Annotated in this window: 12 protein-coding genes and 1 tRNA gene; 4 read left to right on the forward strand and 9 right to left on the reverse strand. The window is 42.0% G+C overall.

The features are described 5' to 3' along the window. Positions 1-598 precede the first annotated feature (598 nt). The 3 genes from MTO98_RS34430 to MTO98_RS08330 all read right to left on the reverse strand — a co-directional run bounded on the left by MTO98_RS34430 (position 599) and on the right by MTO98_RS08330 (position 3,347). Positions 599-910, reverse strand: a complete 312-nt coding sequence (locus tag MTO98_RS34430; RefSeq protein WP_371825425.1) for a hypothetical protein — start codon at positions 908-910, stop codon at positions 599-601. A gap of 62 nt (positions 911-972) precedes the next feature. Beyond that, positions 973-1,341 carry a hypothetical protein gene (locus tag MTO98_RS08325; RefSeq protein ID WP_243486181.1) on the reverse strand — a complete coding sequence of 123 codons (369 nt, stop codon included), beginning with the start codon at positions 1,339-1,341 and terminating at the stop codon, positions 973-975. A gap of 635 nt (positions 1,342-1,976) precedes the next feature. Beyond that, positions 1,977-3,347 carry a hypothetical protein gene (locus MTO98_RS08330; RefSeq protein ID WP_243486182.1) on the reverse strand — a complete coding sequence of 457 codons (1,371 nt, stop codon included), beginning with the start codon at positions 3,345-3,347 and terminating at the stop codon, positions 1,977-1,979. A gap of 326 nt (positions 3,348-3,673) precedes the next feature. Here MTO98_RS08330 and MTO98_RS08335 point away from each other — a divergent pair, with 326 nt between their 5' ends. Next, a complete protein-coding gene (locus MTO98_RS08335; RefSeq protein WP_243486183.1) occupies positions 3,674-3,895 on the forward strand; it encodes a hypothetical protein in 222 nt (73 codons plus the stop codon). 9 nt (positions 3,896-3,904) lie between these two features. Here the strand turns inward: MTO98_RS08335 and MTO98_RS08340 are convergent, their stop codons facing one another. Further along, positions 3,905-6,010 (reverse strand): AAA family ATPase, encoded by a 2,106-nt coding sequence (locus MTO98_RS08340; protein WP_243486184.1) that lies wholly within the window; start codon positions 6,008-6,010, stop codon positions 3,905-3,907. 281 nt (positions 6,011-6,291) lie between these two features. Next, the gene (locus MTO98_RS08345; protein WP_243486186.1) at positions 6,292-8,574 is read right to left on the reverse strand and encodes a glycoside hydrolase family 3 N-terminal domain-containing protein; all 2,283 of its coding nucleotides are present in this window, start codon (positions 8,572-8,574) and stop codon (positions 6,292-6,294) included. A 534-nt stretch (positions 8,575-9,108) separates the two neighbouring features. On the opposite strand from MTO98_RS08345, the gene MTO98_RS08350 reads away from it, so the two are divergent. Further along, positions 9,109-9,181, forward strand: a tRNA-Gly gene (locus tag MTO98_RS08350). A gap of 36 nt (positions 9,182-9,217) precedes the next feature. On the opposite strand, the gene MTO98_RS08355 is transcribed toward MTO98_RS08350, so the two are convergent. The 3 genes from MTO98_RS08355 to MTO98_RS08365 form a co-directional block, all read right to left on the reverse strand. Further along, positions 9,218-10,018, reverse strand: coding sequence for an AraC family transcriptional regulator (locus MTO98_RS08355; protein ID WP_243486187.1), 801 nt, complete (start codon positions 10,016-10,018; stop codon positions 9,218-9,220). A 43-nt stretch (positions 10,019-10,061) separates the two neighbouring features. After that, complete coding sequence (locus MTO98_RS08360; protein ID WP_243486188.1) at positions 10,062-11,087, reverse strand: SDR family NAD(P)-dependent oxidoreductase; 1,026 nt, start codon at positions 11,085-11,087, stop codon at positions 10,062-10,064. A gap of 265 nt (positions 11,088-11,352) precedes the next feature. Further along, complete coding sequence (locus tag MTO98_RS08365; protein WP_243486190.1) at positions 11,353-11,595, reverse strand: hypothetical protein; 243 nt, start codon at positions 11,593-11,595, stop codon at positions 11,353-11,355. Positions 11,596-11,729: 134 nt separating this feature from the next. Between MTO98_RS08365 and MTO98_RS08370 the strand changes: the two genes are divergently transcribed. Both MTO98_RS08370 and MTO98_RS08375 read left to right on the forward strand, forming a co-directional pair. Next, a complete protein-coding gene (locus MTO98_RS08370) occupies positions 11,730-12,800 on the forward strand; it encodes a YncE family protein (protein ID WP_243486192.1) in 1,071 nt (356 codons plus the stop codon). Positions 12,801-13,106: 306 nt separating this feature from the next. Further along, positions 13,107-16,748 (forward strand): family 78 glycoside hydrolase catalytic domain, encoded by a 3,642-nt coding sequence (locus MTO98_RS08375; protein WP_243486193.1) that lies wholly within the window; start codon positions 13,107-13,109, stop codon positions 16,746-16,748. A gap of 73 nt (positions 16,749-16,821) precedes the next feature. Here the strand turns inward: MTO98_RS08375 and MTO98_RS08380 are convergent, their stop codons facing one another. Beyond that, a complete protein-coding gene (locus MTO98_RS08380; RefSeq protein ID WP_243486195.1) occupies positions 16,822-17,232 on the reverse strand; it encodes a cupin domain-containing protein in 411 nt (136 codons plus the stop codon). Positions 17,233-17,310 lie beyond the last annotated feature (78 nt).

Below are 17,310 nucleotides of genomic sequence, written 5' to 3' on the forward strand. Positions count from 1 at the left end.
CAAAAAAAGGGTCTTCGCTCATTGGGAAATTGGATAAACATGGCGAATTATAAAAGTTGAATTTTGATACGGATGCCGAAAATTAACTTTCACCATATCGAAATAATGTATTGGTAAGCAAAGAATTCGTCACTATCAATATACTCAGCTACTGTTTCAAATCTTAGCTAAATAATTGTATTTTAAAGGTGCCACGAGCATTGTTCTATTTTTTAATAATTATCGTATAATAAAGTATGAAAAATTCGATAGGTTATATAGTGCTGGCGACTTTACTGATGATAAAATACGCAGCGTTTTGATGGGCAAATCGATAGTTACAACCATACTGAACCAAACTTGATAGTTTTTATCAGATAATTTCAATAGACACGTCAAAATTAATTCCTCGTCATCATATCAAGGAGTAAAAAATCCAATGTTAATCGAGGATAAATTAGATGTGTTACTACATCGATCAAAAATTGGTAATTACTTATCTCTTCTGAGCAGAGCAAGACCGCCAGAGAGGATCACCAACAATATTACGAGCCATAATGGGCCTTCGATTCTCATTAGATAAATACCGATGAGGCTTAAATTTAGTAAAATCATATTGTTAAATCTTATTAGTTATTTTATCAGAAATTTCTTTTATCGCTTTGTTTAGTACGTCCTTATTATCAATTTTTGAAAGTAAAAAATTTACAAAGTGTAAATGATTAGTAGAGACCAGTTTGTAATGAAAACTTGTGAAAGACTTCGTGGTTTCAGAATACATTTTGAGGTAAATTACCGCGACAAAATTTGTTAATATTCCCGAAGATGTTCCTAATATTCCAATTAAGATTTTTTCACGGAATAGGCTATTATCTTTTTCATTAAAAATAAAGTAGAAGCTTAATCCAATAAAAATGAAACCAACTACCATACAAAAAATCCCAATTATAAATATTATTTTAGTTTGACTTAAGGCTTGGTCATAATACCTTCTCAACCCAACATCGTGTGATTAAATAGTCTTTCTGCTCTTTCTTCTTTTGCCTCAACTCCTGTTAGACTTAAAGATAATTCACTTTCCAGAGAATCGATTTCATTAGTTATGGGATCACTTAATCTAAAGAGAGGATATATAAGTGCAACGCCAAAATAAAATATGCCAATTACTAATGCGATTATACTTTTGAAAAAAAAATAAACAATCAACATTATAACGAATATTAGGATCCCCGTTATTGGTACAAATTTTCTGGTATCATCAATTTTTCTTTTTTGCTGTTTTAGTATATTGATATCCTTTCTTAATTGATCAATATTGATGTCAATTCCGATTGAGTTTACAGGATTTTCTGTATTTTTCATAAAAAGTGACGGTTAAAACTAATATGAGATAATCAATTTAATATAGTATTCCTTTGTTAAGGTTCTGATGATCAAATGTATATAAGTAGTTGATTACGTGAATGGATTATTCTTTATTTTGATATTAATATGTTAAATAATAACAATTTTGTGCATTTTATCTAAATGCATATTGCCATATTGCATAATAAGTTTAATTATTTTATTTAGTTGTGTAGACCAAGCGGTGAATACCTATGTATCATAGCTTAGCCTTAACCAAAAGGCTCTGACCACACCCAAGTAGAATACGTAAACCATCGGACGTATGAAGTATGTTACTATTGTCGGGAGGTCTTGCTGTAGGTGAGAGGTATATGATATTCTTTATTGCCGATTGTCTGGTCGGCATGCATTTGGGTTCTCGAAATTTTTATTCATTGCCTTGCAGTCATCGTCAATTTATCTGTTTTTATACTCTGGGCCAGGGTAAATTTTATATGGCTAAGAACCTACTGAATAAAACTTTGCACGAGATATTAAAGATATGGAGAGAGTGCGCGTGACTTTAGACTGGATAAATCAAGATTTGAGAGTTTCATATGGCGAGCAAAAGAGCGGTGTTAATGAGCCGCCGCCTTTAAAGCGTTATTCACTTAAGCTCCCGATTTTTTCCTGATCCTTAACAAACCGTTGGCTGTAGTGGCATAAATAATACCTTTTGAATCCTGCACCATCTGGTAAATGGTAAAACCAGGCAGCGGCGAATTGGTATTGTGGTAATTTTCCCAGCCATTGTTCATGTCAAACCTAACTATGCCCGATTCATCTGTGCCCAGCCATAAAACATGCTCAAACTTGTCGTACAACATGGTATTAACATGATTAGCAGGCATACCCGAGTTTTGATCATTATAATGCAGCCAGGTGCCGTTGAACTTTAATACAGCTACACCTTCTTTATCGCTGTTAACTTCGCCTGGCTGCTTATTGCAATCAACCAGTGAGAAGTAAACATTTCCTTTCTCATCCTCAACAGCGCCTGAAATAGTGGCGTTCTTTAACGGTGTATTATTAAGGCTGTTAAACGAAGTTATAACACTTTTATCAATCATGATTGTACCTTTCGAGGTACCGATCCAAAGCCGTTTCTGACCATCTACGTAGGCAAAAAGCACATTGCTTGAAGGCATTTCAGGCATTGATTTTTTGTTTATCACTACAACCTTATCTTTCCTTTTTACAACAAGGCCATTTTGGGTAGTGAAAAGCAATTCGCCGTTGCGGCTGTTCAGTACCTGGTTAACACCGCCTGCCAAAAACTGTTTAAAATCAAATAATTGCCAGCCGCCGCTGCCGTACATAAATATTTTGTTATCGTAATAAACCCATTTGTTGTTGTCCCTGTCAATGGTAACTTCCTTTATATTGGCATCTGACGGGAATGGTGAATTATATTCATTAACCGGTATAAATGTGGTTCCTTCAAAGCGGGTCATGCCTTTTTCAGTAGCATACCACAACAGGTCTGATTGATCCATAGCTGCCGATTTGCTGATGTTATCAATGAGCGGCGAGTTGTATTTTGTCCAAACTGTAAAGTCGTAGTTTTTCAGCGATGGGTTAACGTAGGTATAAGTTTTATTGTAAATGATGGGGTCGCCGGGAGGTTTCATCTCGCTAAGGTCAAGCCTTTGTACCTGCCCGTAAACACCGCCGCTTATAAAACGAAAGATCACGTTTACAGATGAGGCCACTGGTTTGCCGTCCACTTTGGCCGGTTTCCAGATACAACCGTTCAAATAGGTTATCAACTCGTTGGTGAGGGCACTTTTGGTGGCATCATTGTGGCTGAGCACACAGCTAAAACCCCGCTCATCAACCAAAACCTGAAACGTTATAGAGCCCGTTGCATCTTTAAGCAGGTAGCGGTTATTGATCCTTGCAGACACAAAGTCAATGGAAAGTTGATCACAGCTGGCCTTGGGGTCGCCGCAGTCCATGCAATAATTAGTGATATTGCACATCTCTACCTTTTGCAAAAAAAGATTCTGAGCCGATAGGGCTGAAGGTAAAATAAAGATAAACAGGCAGATAAATAAAACTCTGCGGATTTTAGTTGGGAATAACAATGCCAGCATTACGCTTATAAATAAAAGAAAGCAAACCCGAAACTCCAAGCGAATGATAGTTAAATAATGTTAAACAAAGATACACATCCTAAATGAGGATAATATGAAGCCAATTGCATTTGATCTATTTTCCTTTTGATGCTTTGATCATGGCTGCTGGCAACGAGCTTTTTCAATGAAATATACAAAGTTTGTTTTTTAAAATCTTTTACTTTTGCATCATGAGCTACGAAGAATTGAGTGAATACTTTAATAATGTTACTTTACCCCAGGAATTAAGGTTGGACCGCGCTTCAACTCAGCTCCATGTTGCCGATTTTGTTAAGCAACTATTGAAGAACATGAAAAATTATCCTGATAACTGGCGTCACCAATACCAGTTAATGAGGATTAAGAATGCGCTTGAAAATCCCTACAATGGCCCCGAAATCCCAAGGTTTTGAGTTAACAGTTTAGGAAAACAGGTCGTTTTCGCCCAAATAGCTTCTGATCATTTTCAGGATAGGTTCGCCCAGATCTGTTGCTTTTGCATCACCAAAACTTTTTAACTGCGATAGTTGGTTTAGTGAACGCGGCAGCTTTGCGGTGATATCGCGCAGCATGTTTTCTGATACTAATGTATGTTCAGGTATTTTACGTTCAAGGCTGGTGGCCTTACGCCAGTTTAACAACTGCTTGTAAAGTTCAGGATTAACAATTTCTTTTTCTTTCGGCAGCGATTTAGGGTTCCAGTTTTTATAAACAGGCTTATAACTAATTCCTGCTTCCTGCACCGATGATAAAATATCCCGGCCCGATGTAGCAATAGGCAAGCGTATAAATGCCGCTGTTTTCGCTTTCAGGTTAACCAGTAAATGATTTAAGCTATCGTAAAACTCGGCAGGAGGGTTGGTGCTATTTATAGCAGTATAAAAACTATTAACAGCCTCAATAAAAGCGTTTAGTTTGGGCAGGAAATAGTTGGCTGCGTTTTTTAACCTGGTGATAAAAGGTGCGTTATCCCAGATAAGCTGATCATCAGGTAAAGCTGCAAGTTCCTTGCGGATGAAGCGGTCGCCAATACTTTTGATCTCTGTATCCCAGCTTTGATCTGTTTTGTTAATGTTATCAGATAAGAGGCTGTTTCTGATTTCAGCAGCCAGCATGATGGTTTTTAGCTGTTTCCATGCGCCGGTAAGCACAGAAAAATCAAAGAGATCCTTCATTTCTTCGAGCGCTATTTGCCGGACAGTGCTTTCCAGCAGGCTTATATCGGGTATGGAGATGGCAGCATTTTGCATAAAACCGATAATTTCCGGATCGGTGCGGATATTTTCGGGGCGTACAGGTGATTTCAGGATCATGCCCTCGAGCGACCGGCAACGGCTTAGCGCCACATAGGCCTGTCCAAACGCAAAGGCGGCGTCAACATCAATAACCGCCTTTTCAAATGTTAGCCCCTGGCTTTTGTGTATGGTGATAGCCCAGGCCAACCTCAAGGGATATTGGCTAAACGAGCCATTGTTTTGTTCATTTACCTTTTGCTCATCTTCGGCCAATGCATATTTAACGTTTTGCCAGCTTTCGGGGATCACCTCGAACTCTGTACCGTCATCCAGAAAACTTAAGCGGATATTACCCGGCCCCATAGCAACGATGCGCCCTGTGCGGCCGTTATAATACTGCTTTTTGCCCGAACTGTCATTTTTGATGAACATTACCTGTGCGCCTACCTTTAATACCAGCTCTTCTTCGGCAGGGTATGCATCTTTCGGGAAATCGCCGGTTATTGTTGCTTTAAAAGTTTGCGCTTCGCCGTCAAGCTCTGTTAAGCGTTGCTGGTTAATTTCGTTAATCAGTTGGTTATGGGTTGATAGGGTTACATAATCCTTAAGCCAGTTGGCGTTTAGGTTAGGGTTGTAATGTGCATTTAGTTTGTCAAGCATTTCGCCGTTGGCATAACCGTTCCTGATACTGTTGAGTATCTCCACAAATACCGGATCTTTTTGGCGGTAGACCTGCGTAAGCTCAAATGTTAAAACCGGAAATTTTTGAAATGCCAGACTATCAAAAAAATAAGGGCCCTTATAAAAATTCCTGAGTACCGGCCAGTCCTTTTCGTACACTGGGGGTAACTGGAACAAATCACCTATCATCAGTAACTGAACACCGCCAAATGGCCTTGCCGATCCTTTTACCTGACGCAGCACGGTATCTATATAGTCGAGTGTATCGGCCCGCACCATACTTATCTCGTCTATAATAAGCAGGTCGAGGCATTTTAATATGTTTGATTTTTCGAGGCTTACCTGTCTTAAAAGGGTGCTTTGATTATTATGATCAGTTACAGGTACCTGCGGGCCGAATGGTACCTGGAAAAATGAATGAATGGTAACGCCACCAGCATTAATGGCGGCAACGGCGGTAGGGGCTACCACAGCCAGGTTCTTGTTGATGTTTGCCCTTATCCAGCGCAGGAAAGTGGTTTTACCTGTACCTGCCTTACCTGTTAAAAATATTGGCCGGTTTGTATTTTCAATAAATTTAAGGACGAGTTCATGAAAAGGCTCCAACACCATACGCTTGTTATTATATCTCCGCTTTCCAATTAAGAAAGCATTTTCAAATTTAATGATTCGGTATGAGAGTGGGGGATTCGGGTTATCAACAGTGTTGATTTATGCTTTTTGAAATGTAGATACAAAGGCCTTTCATTGCCGTGAAAATAAATAAACAAAGAAGGGCTTTAGCCAAAATCTTGAAGCAAAGTTTTGGCTAAAGCCCTTCTATTTATCTGCATTATTTAGTTGGTTAAACCAATGGCAATGAATTAAAAAGTAGTTTTTCAATATAAAAACGCTTATTCCTTTACAGTAATCGTCTTAGTAAAACTAATATTATCCGATGCGCTTCCTACCAAAATTTCAAATTCGCCGGGTTCTACTACGTATTGCATCTTATCGTTATATAAGCCCAGTTCTGAAACTGGTACTTCAAGGGTTACTGTGGCACGCTTACCTGCTTTGATCAATACTTTACTGAAAGCTTTAAGCTGTTTTACAGGTGTGGCAACCGAGCTAAATTTATCGTGAATATAAAGCTGTACTACTTCCTTACCATCCCGTAGCCCGGTGTTTTCTACATCGACAGATACTTTGATAGTTCCGCCCGGGGCAGAAAAAACAGAATCGGCCAAAGTACAATTGCTGTATTTAAAACTGGTATAGCTTAAGCCGTAGCCAAAATTCCAAACTGGCTCGGGCTTATCAAAAATATAGTGCATTTTGGGATCTTCTGGTGTACCAGGCTGATCAAATGGTTCTTCGCGGTCGGTAACATAATGATTGTAAAAGCAAGGTGTGTTGCCGGTACTGCGCGGGAACGATACATTTAACCTGCCCGATGGATTTACAGCTCCGGTAATAATATCGGCAAGTGTGCGGCCCTGTTTTTCACCACCGTACCATTGCACAAGCACAGCATCGGCATTGTCTTTAACCCACGGCATAGCCAGCGGCTTACCTGCAATAAATACTACTATCATTGGTTTACCGGTTGCTTTTATGGCTTTCAGCAAATCCATTTGTACGCCGGGCAGCTCCAGTGATGAAAGATCAAAGCCTTCGCCCGATGTTGAATATTTAGGGCTGCGGCCTAAAAATGTACTGCGTGTGCCTATAGCAACTATGGCGATGTCGCTTGCCTCAACTGCTTTAACAGCTTCCTGAATGTGAGTTTTATCCTGGCTCCACCAGTCGCAACCTTCGGCATTATTAATGATCGCCTTGTTGCCGATAACCTCTTTAAGACCCTGCAATAAGGTTGTCCCTTCTTTGGGGTTGCGCTGTGTCCAGGAATAATCGCCAAAAATGGTTTGGTTGCTGTTAGGTCCAACAACTGCTATTGATTTGTATTTGGATAAATTCAACGGCAAAATATTATTGCTGTTTTTCACAAGCACTGCGCTTTCGTCGGCCACTTCTTTGGATATGGCGATGTTTGCAGCACTGTGTACCACTTTATCCACCTTTGCAGGATTGCCAAAGGGGGCATCGAACAAGCCCAAAGCAAATTTAACAGTCAGCACCCGGCGCACTGCCAGGTCAATATATTTCAGATCAAGTTTGCCGCTTTCAACTAATTTGGGCAGGTGTTGATAGGCATCATCAATATCAAGGTCAATACCGGCAATGAGCGCCATTTTTGCTGCATCTTCCTGGGTAGCAACAGCATGGTGAAAAGTCAGCAGGCGATCAACAGATCCCCAGTCTGAATATACATAACCTTTAAAACCAAGCTCATTGCGCAGTATATCGGTCATATAATAATGTGAGCCACTAAGCGCTATCCCGTCATACGAGCTATAGCACGACATAACCGCCAGCGGATTGGTTTCGGCAATAATCCTTTTAAACGGATACATATACAGGCTGCGCAGTTCGCGCTCGCCGCCGCTAACGTTGGCACAATTTAAACCTCCCGAAGGTGAGCCATGGGCCATAAAATGTTTTGGTGTGCAGGTAATATTATATTTTTGATAACCATTTATAAAGGCAATCCCCATTTGGGCTATCAGATAGGGGTCTTCGCCAAAAGTTTCTTCAACGCGGCCCCACCTTAGTTCGCGGGCAATATCCAATACCGGCGAGAGGATCTGGTGAATGCCGATCACATCAGCTTCGGCACCTGCCGCCTCAGTCATTTTACGAACCAATGCAGGATTAAAAGTGCTGCCCTGTGCAAGCTCCTGGGGAAATAAGGTACAACCATTTTGAAGTACACCTTCAATGCCTTCGGCCGCGGTAAGTATGGGTATACCCAACCTTGTTTTTGTTAACATATAGGTTTGCAGCTTTTGGTACATTTCGGCACAATCAGCAGCTTTTGTGTTCATCTCGTGTGTACAACCATAGCTTTCGCCTTTAAAAATATTTTCAATTTCATCGGCCCGGCCCGAAGCCCTGTTTTGTAATTGCTCAACTTTTTCTTTTAAGGTCATCCGTGCCAGCAGGTCGTCAACCCGGGCATTCACCGGGGCTTTTTTATTTTTATATAGCGGTGTATCCACTGCTGTATGTAAAGCACCAAAGGTTTTTATGGTAATTAAAAGGAGTAAGGAGATTAAAACGGAGGCTTTTTTCATTGAATGTTAATTATGTATTAGGCGTGTTTGATTTTTGATTAATGCTTATTGAATAATATTCGCAATCGATTGCGAATATTATTGCGAAGATAAAACGTTTTACTATTTGAACAAGTGACCTGATGTTTAATTTACGGCTATAGATTTGGGGGTTGGACTCACCATTATTTCACGGATATGAAAAGGCAAGGTAGTTTTTTATCATAGTTATAAAAATGGACAAACCTAAATTAAATGATGGAGTAAAATACCGGTGTTAACAGCTTAAAAAATGGCTGAATCAACAAATAAGGCGATGGTATTTTGTATGATGATTTTGTTAAAGCTTATAAAAGCGGACAAAAATGGGAGGGTAAGTCTTTTTTTAGGCTCTTTTTAAATGCTTGTTTGCAGTTTAAATTGAAAAATGGCAGCAATGTTGCGGTATGTTGCTGATGTAAATATTTGATTAAAAGTGTGTTAATTTTAATGTATAAAATTTAAAAAAATATTTTGCCAGCATATGCCTGAAGTTATATATTTGCGGCCACCAACGCGAAAGTAGCTCAGTTGGTAGAGCACGACCTTGCCAAGGTCGGGGTCGCGAGTTCGAATCTCGTCTTTCGCTCAAAGCCTTTCTCTGAAAAGAGAAAGGCTTTTTTTATTACATGCCGGTAGGCGAATAATTGAAATGTTTCTTAAACGCATAAGTAAAATGCGATAGGTTTTCAAATCCTACCTCTGCATAAACATCCGAAGGCTTTCTGTTTTGTTCCCTGATGCGGTAATGCGCCAGTTCCAGCCGTTTTTGGGTAAGCCATTTTTGAGGGGTAGTATCAAAACTTTTCTTAAAATCCCTCTTAAATGTAGTAAGGCTGCGCCCTGTTAAGTAGCCAAACTTTTCCATCGGCATATTGAACATGAAGTTTCGCTCCATAAAATTGGTCAGGTCAATTTTGCCCGGCTCCTGGAAATTGGCCAGTATGCCATCTATATTGCTATCAATTACCCTCAAAATGTTAATAGCTTCTTCAATTTTAAGTGAAGCCAGTTTTTCGGGTAATCCATCTTTAAGATCAAAATACGGGATCAATGAAGCCAGGCAGCTTTCCAGTAGTGGATGCTTGCCGAAGTTCCGTATTCCGGGCAAATGCTGCTGGCGTACCTTAGGAGGGTTTTTGGCATAAAACTCCTTCAATACCGGCGTGGTGAGGTGCATGGCTACGGTTTTATGAGGCAAACCATCTTTAGGATAATTAATCACCGTGGTTAGCTGGTTCCTGGGGATCAGGAAAATATCACCTGCGCCAAAAATATGTATCGAATCGGCCTGCACTATTTTTGTTTCGCCAGAAATAAACCAGATGAGCATGTGGTGCTCAAACAACACTTCTGTTCTAAATGGCTTATCCTCAAACAGGGAAAGTTTAATATCAGGGCTTAAATAATGCGTTTTAAATTCCATAATTCATTAAAGCGGCCAATTAACGATAAAGCTACAATGCATATTAGTTTGCCGCAAATTTTAAGCCCGTCATTTCTTCGCTTAAGGCCCATAGCTTTTGAGCATTTTCGGCATCAACCGAATAAGGCTTTACTCCGCGTAAGGTAAGTGGCTCATCATATTTATGTTCGATATCTCCCAGGTCCAGGCTTGCCACATCGGCATTTTCACAGTAGATGCCACCAATGTTATTAAGCTGCGGACTGGTGGCGCACCACACGGAAGTTGCGGCACCCTGTTCTACAGTTTTAAGCCTGGCTGCCACTTCCTGAAAAATATTGCCATCGGCATCAAACATGCCCATTTGCTGAAATAATTCTATTGGTGCAGCCCTGCCCAGATCGGTGCCATTTACAGATCCGGGATGCAATGAATAAGAACGTACATTGAAATCTTTACCGCGATGATCTAATTCAACAGTAAAAAGGTTGTTGGCTGTTTTTGATTGACCGTAAGCCGATAAAGTTTCGTAATTGCGGTGAAGAAAATTGGGATCGTCAAAGTTAAAAGGCGAGATCTGGTGACCGAATGAAGATACATTAACTACCCTTGCGCCCTGACCCTTTTTAAGGGCCGGCCAGAGGCGTGCCGTAAGCTGAAAATGCCCCAGGTGATTAGTAGCCAGTTGCGATTCATAACCGCGGGCGTCGCGCTGAAGGGGTACCCACATAATGCCGGCATTATTGATCAAAAGATGCAGCGGTTTTGCTGTTTTAAGGTAATCAACCGCAAAGGCATCAATAGATGCCGGATCCATCAGGTCCATCACTTTGATATCGACGTTAGGTATCCCTTCCAGGTTGTTTGCCGCTTTGTTGTAGTCACGTGCGGGGACAATAACCTTTGCCCCGGCTGATACTAATGCTTTTACGGTTTCTAAGCCAATACCGGCATAACCACCGGTTACTACTGCTGTTTTGCCGGAGAGGTCAATTCCATTAATAACATCAGCGGTGGTTGATTTGGAGTCAAATCCCGAATTCAGTGGTTTTTGTAATGCGCCATTATAATTATCTTTTATCTGTTCCATTTTTTTAATGTTTTAATGAAACAAAAGTATAGGAGGCTGGCTACATCGGTTTTGTTTTAAAGGCCGATGTTTTTTGTTTTAAAGACCATTTTTTAAATTGTATATATGTAACAAAGCAGATACAATTAAATGGGCTGAAAAGAATGTGCGAGGTAGCAATTGCGGACGGGTGAATTCTTCCCCGGTTCGGGAAAGTTTGTATACGCCTGTTTTACCTGTTTAATGGTAAAAAGGTTTGTTTGCTGGCGTAAATTGGCTGTAATATTCAGGAGAACGTTTTTCGGTAGCTATACCAGCGAATAACTTTGAGCAATTCCTCTTCTGAAATTGTACTGCCTCCCGTTGGCTGAAAAGCCAGTTCTTTATCCAGGATAGTGGCCCGTAGCGGTTGCGGCAAGCCCGGATTGGTTTGCACATCCGGTTCAAATACGCATACGCTGCTGCCTGAACCCGGAATTAAAATAACGTCGACCCCATCTATGGAGTTCAGTAAATAATTTTGATCCATGCTTTATCAGTTGCAAAAAGTGTTCCTGTTAGCAATTGGTTCAGTATATTTGTTTTAAGGAGAGGTCAATTCTTATGATCGGCTTCATGATGTCTTCAACCGAATTATAAACAGTTCTCCAATCTGTAAACTCCATGAATAAAACTGCATGCATCAAAGTCTTTAAAGCCGCCATGCTCGGCCCGGGCAAATTGTTTACTTTAAGCATTTTGCTGATAGTTTTTACTGCAGCCAGCTGTAAGGCGCAGTCAACGCCATTGCGTTCGCTGCTTGCGCTTTCCAAAAGCGATCACACCCTTTCAATTATTGACCCGGTTACACTAAAGGTTATAGCCAGTGTTCCTGTAGGTTCAGATCCGCATGAGGTTATTGCTTCGGCAGATGGAAAAACAGCATATGTTTCCATCTATGGGGGCGGGAGCCTGCACGAGCTTAGCGTGATTGATCTTGTTGCGCAAAAACCTTTACCTGCTCTTGATACCAGGCCGTTGATGGGGCCGCACGGCTTGACATTTGCAGTTGGCAAAGTGTGGTTTTCGGCCGAAGGGGCTAAAGCTGTAGGCCGCTATGACCCTGCTACAAATAAGTTTGATTGGGCGATGGGAACGGGTCAGGACAGAACGCACATGATTTATGTAGCTGCAGATGGAAAAAAGGTGTACACCACAAATGTATCGTCGGCAACGGTGAGCATTTTGGTGGATAGCCCGGCTAAACCGACAGGCCCTCCCGGTGGTGCTGGGGCTCCGGCACATCATGAATGGGTACAAACCGTTATTCCGGTGGCTAAAAGTTCTGAAGGATTTGATGTATCACCCGATGGCCGCGAGTTGTGGACCGCCGGCGCTGATGACGGAACTATTTCCATCATCAATATCGCAGCCCAAAAAGTAAGCGATAAAATTGATGCGAAGGCAGTAGGCGCTAACAGGCTTCAATTTACTCCGGATGGCAAGCGCGTACTGGTTACAAGCCTGCGAACAGGCGACCTGTTTATTTACGATGCAGTATCGCACCAGGAAATAAAACGTTTGAATACCGGCCGTGGGGCAGCAGGCATCCTGATAGATGATGACGGGTCACGAGCATTTATCGGCTGCACTGCCGATAACTATGTGGCGGTAGTGGACCTCAAAAAATTAGAGGTGAGCGGACATATCGACATCCGGGGGGCTGATGGTTTGGCCTGGGCAATCAGGCGCTAATGTTGTAGATAGCTGCGCTGAAACTCTTGTTTGCAAACACAACCGGTTTAATAAAATATTGAGATCAATGCTGAATGTTTCCTGTTTTTATAAACATTCAAAACCGGTAACAAGGGAGAAATTCCACCTTTTGCTGGGCGGAACGTGGTAATGTGTTCGGGTAAACGCAAGCATTCGGGTTGGTTATTGTATCAAGCCTGTTTATTGGTGTTTAAAATATTTAGCGGCGGGGTAAGTAGGGGACAGTTAAGTGCTATTTAATATGCATATTGCTTTAACCAATTATTTTTTACTGTAAACCCAACTATGATAAAAAATCGCCTTTTGATGGCCCCATCGGCTGCATTTATTTTATTGCTGTTTTTTTCGTTTACACAAACAAACCTGTATGCTGCTGCAAAAGAAACCAGGATTGTTAACCTGCAGGTGGAGTATACAGAGCACCCTATTGGTATTGATGTTAAGCTTCCGAGGTTTAGTTGGCAAATGCTTGCCCCCGAAGGGCTGAGGGGATACACCCAGTCAGCCTACCAGATCACCGTAAAGGACCCGCAGGGAAAAGTAGTTTGGAATAGCGCCAAAATAAAAAGTGGGGCTGCCCTTGCCGTGGTTTACGCAGGGACAGCACTTAAAGCCACAACGCGCTATAATTGGACAGTGAATATATGGGATCAAACCGGCGGTGTTTCAACAGCAAGCTCCTGGTTTGAAACCGGGCTGATGGACACCGGCATGTCTGCCTGGGATGGCGCGCAATGGATAGGTGGGAACGATAATGACCTGGTGCTTTATGCGCATTACCTGCCGCTGTATAATCTGAAGTATAAAGTTGCTATTGCTCAGGGCAGCTCAAAGGCAGGTATTGTTTTCGCTGCAAATGATCCGCGTTTAATGGATAGCAACAAAAATATTTTTCAGCTCGCTAATAAAAAGAACCAGTCATATTTTAAAGTGGAATTGGATATTTCAGGGCTTGAACAGGGAGGTAATGCACGGATCAATGTATATCGTGCCGGATATTCGGATAAGGATACTTCAGGCAAGGTTTTCAAGAGCTTCCCGGTAAAAACCACCTTGATTGGCAGCGGCAATAAGAATAAGCCGCATGCTATTCTCATCCATAACGAGTTTGGCACACTTACCTTTGCCGTTGATGATGATAATACATTTATAGCTGATGAAAAAAGCGGAACAGCTGTTGCCAAACCGGTGCCTGCAAACCGCGGAGTAGTAATAACACTGAACCCGCTGGGGCCGGGGCATGATGTAATCTCTTATGGAATGTTGGGCGAAATAGGTTTCTCTGCAGATCAGGGTCAGAAAGCAGAATTTTCGGATCTTACCGTATCAAATGCCAGGTCGCCGCGAAATACTTTGTTCAGCGAAAATCTTGAAGGAAATAATTACGACGGGATCTTTAAAGAAGCTGCAGTTAATTCAGCATCGGGATTAGTGATAAAAAATGGCAAGTATGAAGTGAACGGCGGGAGCGCAGGAGCGTTTGTCCTTGCCGACCCAAGCCGTAACGCTATGCCTATGCTGCGGTCGGTATTTAATGCCGGTAAAGCAATCTCCAAAGCAAGGCTTTATGTAACTGCAAGGGGGATCTATGAAGTTTATCTTAACGGTAAAAGGGTTGGGAATGATTATTATAATCCCGGCCTAACCCAATATAACAAAACACACCTTTACCAAACCTATGATGTAACCGCTATGATAGGCAAAGGGAAAAATGCTATTGGCGCTATGCTTGGCGAAGGCTGGTGGAGCGGTTTGCTAAGTTATGGCTCCGTTTGGAACCACTTTGGCGACAGGCAATCATTGCTGGCCAAACTGGTAATTACTTATGCCGATGGATCAGAGGAAGTGATCAGGACAAACGAAAAAAACTGGAAGTACTTTAACCATGGCGCTGTGGTTTATAGCAGCCTGGATATGGGCGAGGTTGATGATGCTACACGCGATGCCGCTGTTAAAAACTGGAACACCGTAACTTACAATGATCATGACTGGCAACAGGCGCGGGAAATCTCTTTAAAAGGAACAACTTATACCGGGGACGAGCGTGATTACGGCGGAAAGAATATTACCCTTGATTTTGACCATATTTTGATGACAGGGCAGATCGGGACATCTGCCGGGATCTATAAAACGCTTACTGCAAAAGCGATAAAAGAAGTAAGGAAAGGTGTATATGTTTATGATATGGGGCAAAACTTTGTGGGTGTGCCCAGGATCAGCATTAAAAACGGTGTAGCCGGTAAAAAGCTGACTTTCCGCTATGCCGAGATCCTGTACCCTGATCTCAAAGAATCCGGTAAAAATGTAGGTATGATCATGACCGAAAATTATCGCGCAGCCTTAAGCCAGGATATTTTTATCATGAAGGATGGAGAGCAGGTATTTCAGCCGCATTTTACTTCGCATGGATATCAATATATTGAAATTACCGGTATTGATAGCCCGTTGCCTCTTGATGATGTGCAGGGGCTGGCAATTAGTTCGGTTAAAAAGCTTACAGCCGATTATGCTACTTCTAATCTCAAGGTTAACAAACTTTGGTCAAACCTGACCTGGTCAAACATTGATAACTTTTTGACCATTCCAACCGATTGCCCGCAGAGGAATGAGCGGATGGGCTGGTCGGGCGATATCAGTATATTTTCACATACCGCCACTTATGTGTCCAATGCTGATCAGTTTTTGCGCAGGCATATGCTGGCTATGCGTGATTTACAGACAGAACAGGGCCGGTTTACCGACATTGCCCCTGTTGGCGGCGGCTTTGGCGGTATAATATGGGGAAGCGCAGGCATCACTGTGGCCTGGGAAACCTATCAGCAATATAATGATGCAGCCCTGCTTGCCGAACATTATGAGGCTATGTGCAGGTACATGGATTATATCGACACAACTATCGATCCTAAAACCGGCTTTAGTACCGACGGCGTACTTGGCGATTGGCTTGGCCCGCAATACATGCAGTTGGGCACTGTATTCCCGGTTACGGCTTATCATGTTTATGATTTGGGCATTATGGCTAAGGTTGCAGCTATCTTAGGCAAAAAAGCTGATGCTGAAAAGTTTAGCAAAAAATATAATGAGCGAAAAGCTTTCTTTAACAAAACCTTTGTAAATGCCGATAAAAAGGCATTGGGCCTCATTGGCGGCGGCATGTTTGGTGAGCCGGGCAATAAAGAGTTTAAAGTTTCGGATACGCAAACTGCCTATGCCACAGGTTTGGCGCTTGGTGTATTCAGTGATGAAAATATCGGCTCTATGGCGAAAAACCTGCAGGCTGCCGTTGAACGGGAAAGTAAAGACGACCAGGGAATCGTTCGTCCGGCGTATTCGCTTATGACGGGATTTGTAGGGACGGCAGGGATCAGCAAAGCACTCTCTGACCACGGCCATTCAGACCTGGCTTATAAACTATTGCAAAATGAGCATTATCCATCCTGGTTATATGCTATTGACCAGGGGGCAACAACAATTTGGGAAAGGCTGAATGGTTATACTGTAGAAAATGGTTTTGGCGGGAATAACAGTATGAATTCATTTAACCATTACTCGTTTGGCGCTATCGGGCAATGGATGCTGGCTTATTCTCTCGGTATCCAGCGCGATGAACCTGGTTTTAAGAAATTTATTCTGCAGCCCGAACCTGATCCAACCGGAAAAATGACCTGGGCTAAAGGATCTTATGATTCGCCATATGGAAAAATAAGCAGCAGCTGGTCGGTAAGTGGAAAAACATTGACTTATAATGCTACAGTTCCGGCAAATACTACGGCTACCCTGTTTTTGCCGGCAACTGCTGTTAAGCAGGTAACCGAAGGCGGTAAACCTGTTGCCGGAGTAAGAGGCATCAGTTTTATAAGGTTTGAGGGAAATAAAGCAGTTTACCGTTTGGCAGCAGGTGCTTACCAGTTTAAATCAAAACTGTAACGCTGAGTTAAAGGGATTTCGGAAGTATTAATTACAATTATTGTAATCAATACTTCCAAAATTGCTGATTGAATCACTTGATCAACGTAACAAGCGGCTTACCTTTTTCAACAATATAAGTAGCAAGCTCACTCGCTTTGGTTGTACCCACGTTTTTTACCGAATGCACGGTTCCGTAGGGGATAAATAAAACCCCGCCGGCTTTGAGTGTTACGGGTGCTTTACCCTCCACCTGGTATTCCAATATCCCTTCAAGTACATAAATAATTTCTTCGCCGGGGTGTTTATGCTGCGGATAGGCTTGTCCTTTTTCAACATCTACACGTACCTGTATCATTTCGCGGCCGGGGCTACTGAGGTCATGCCGCTGCAACTCTGTACGGCCGCCTGGTTTTTGCTGGGCCACAACAGCACAAGGAAGAGTAAAAACTCCAAGGGCGGCAATAATGATGGCAGTAGCCAGTTTGTTTTTATTAGTTTTCATAGCTTTTGGTTTTAATTTTTAGTAAAGCTACAGTTCAAAACAGCCCTCTCAATAACAGCAAATTAATGAAGTGGACTA

The organism is Mucilaginibacter sp. SMC90, from assembly GCF_022811725.1.
Lineage (GTDB): Bacteria > Bacteroidota > Bacteroidia > Sphingobacteriales > Sphingobacteriaceae > Mucilaginibacter.

Excerpts from the sequence above, each read along its gene's own strand:
- MTO98_RS08360 (WP_243486188.1), bottom strand. The coding sequence starts at position 11,087 with ATGGAACAGATAAAAGATAATTATAATGGCGCATTACAAAAACCACTG.
- MTO98_RS08380 (WP_243486195.1), bottom strand. The coding sequence starts at position 17,232 with ATGAAAACTAATAAAAACAAACTGGCTACTGCCATCATTATTGCCGCC.
- MTO98_RS08365 (WP_243486190.1), bottom strand. The coding sequence starts at position 11,595 with ATGGATCAAAATTATTTACTGAACTCCATAGATGGGGTCGACGTTATT.
- MTO98_RS08370 (WP_243486192.1), top strand. The coding sequence starts at position 11,730 with ATGAATAAAACTGCATGCATCAAAGTCTTTAAAGCCGCCATGCTCGGC.
- MTO98_RS08340 (WP_243486184.1), bottom strand. The coding sequence starts at position 6,010 with ATGGTGTTGGAGCCTTTTCATGAACTCGTCCTTAAATTTATTGAAAAT.
- MTO98_RS08345 (WP_243486186.1), bottom strand. The coding sequence starts at position 8,574 with ATGAAAAAAGCCTCCGTTTTAATCTCCTTACTCCTTTTAATTACCATA.
- MTO98_RS34430 (WP_371825425.1), bottom strand. The coding sequence starts at position 910 with ATGGTAGTTGGTTTCATTTTTATTGGATTAAGCTTCTACTTTATTTTT.
- MTO98_RS08325 (WP_243486181.1), bottom strand. The coding sequence starts at position 1,341 with ATGAAAAATACAGAAAATCCTGTAAACTCAATCGGAATTGACATCAAT.
- MTO98_RS08330 (WP_243486182.1), bottom strand. The coding sequence starts at position 3,347 with ATGTGCAATATCACTAATTATTGCATGGACTGCGGCGACCCCAAGGCC.
- MTO98_RS08335 (WP_243486183.1), top strand. The coding sequence starts at position 3,674 with ATGAGCTACGAAGAATTGAGTGAATACTTTAATAATGTTACTTTACCC.
- MTO98_RS08355 (WP_243486187.1), bottom strand. The coding sequence starts at position 10,018 with ATGGAATTTAAAACGCATTATTTAAGCCCTGATATTAAACTTTCCCTG.
- MTO98_RS08375 (WP_243486193.1), top strand. The coding sequence starts at position 13,107 with ATGATAAAAAATCGCCTTTTGATGGCCCCATCGGCTGCATTTATTTTA.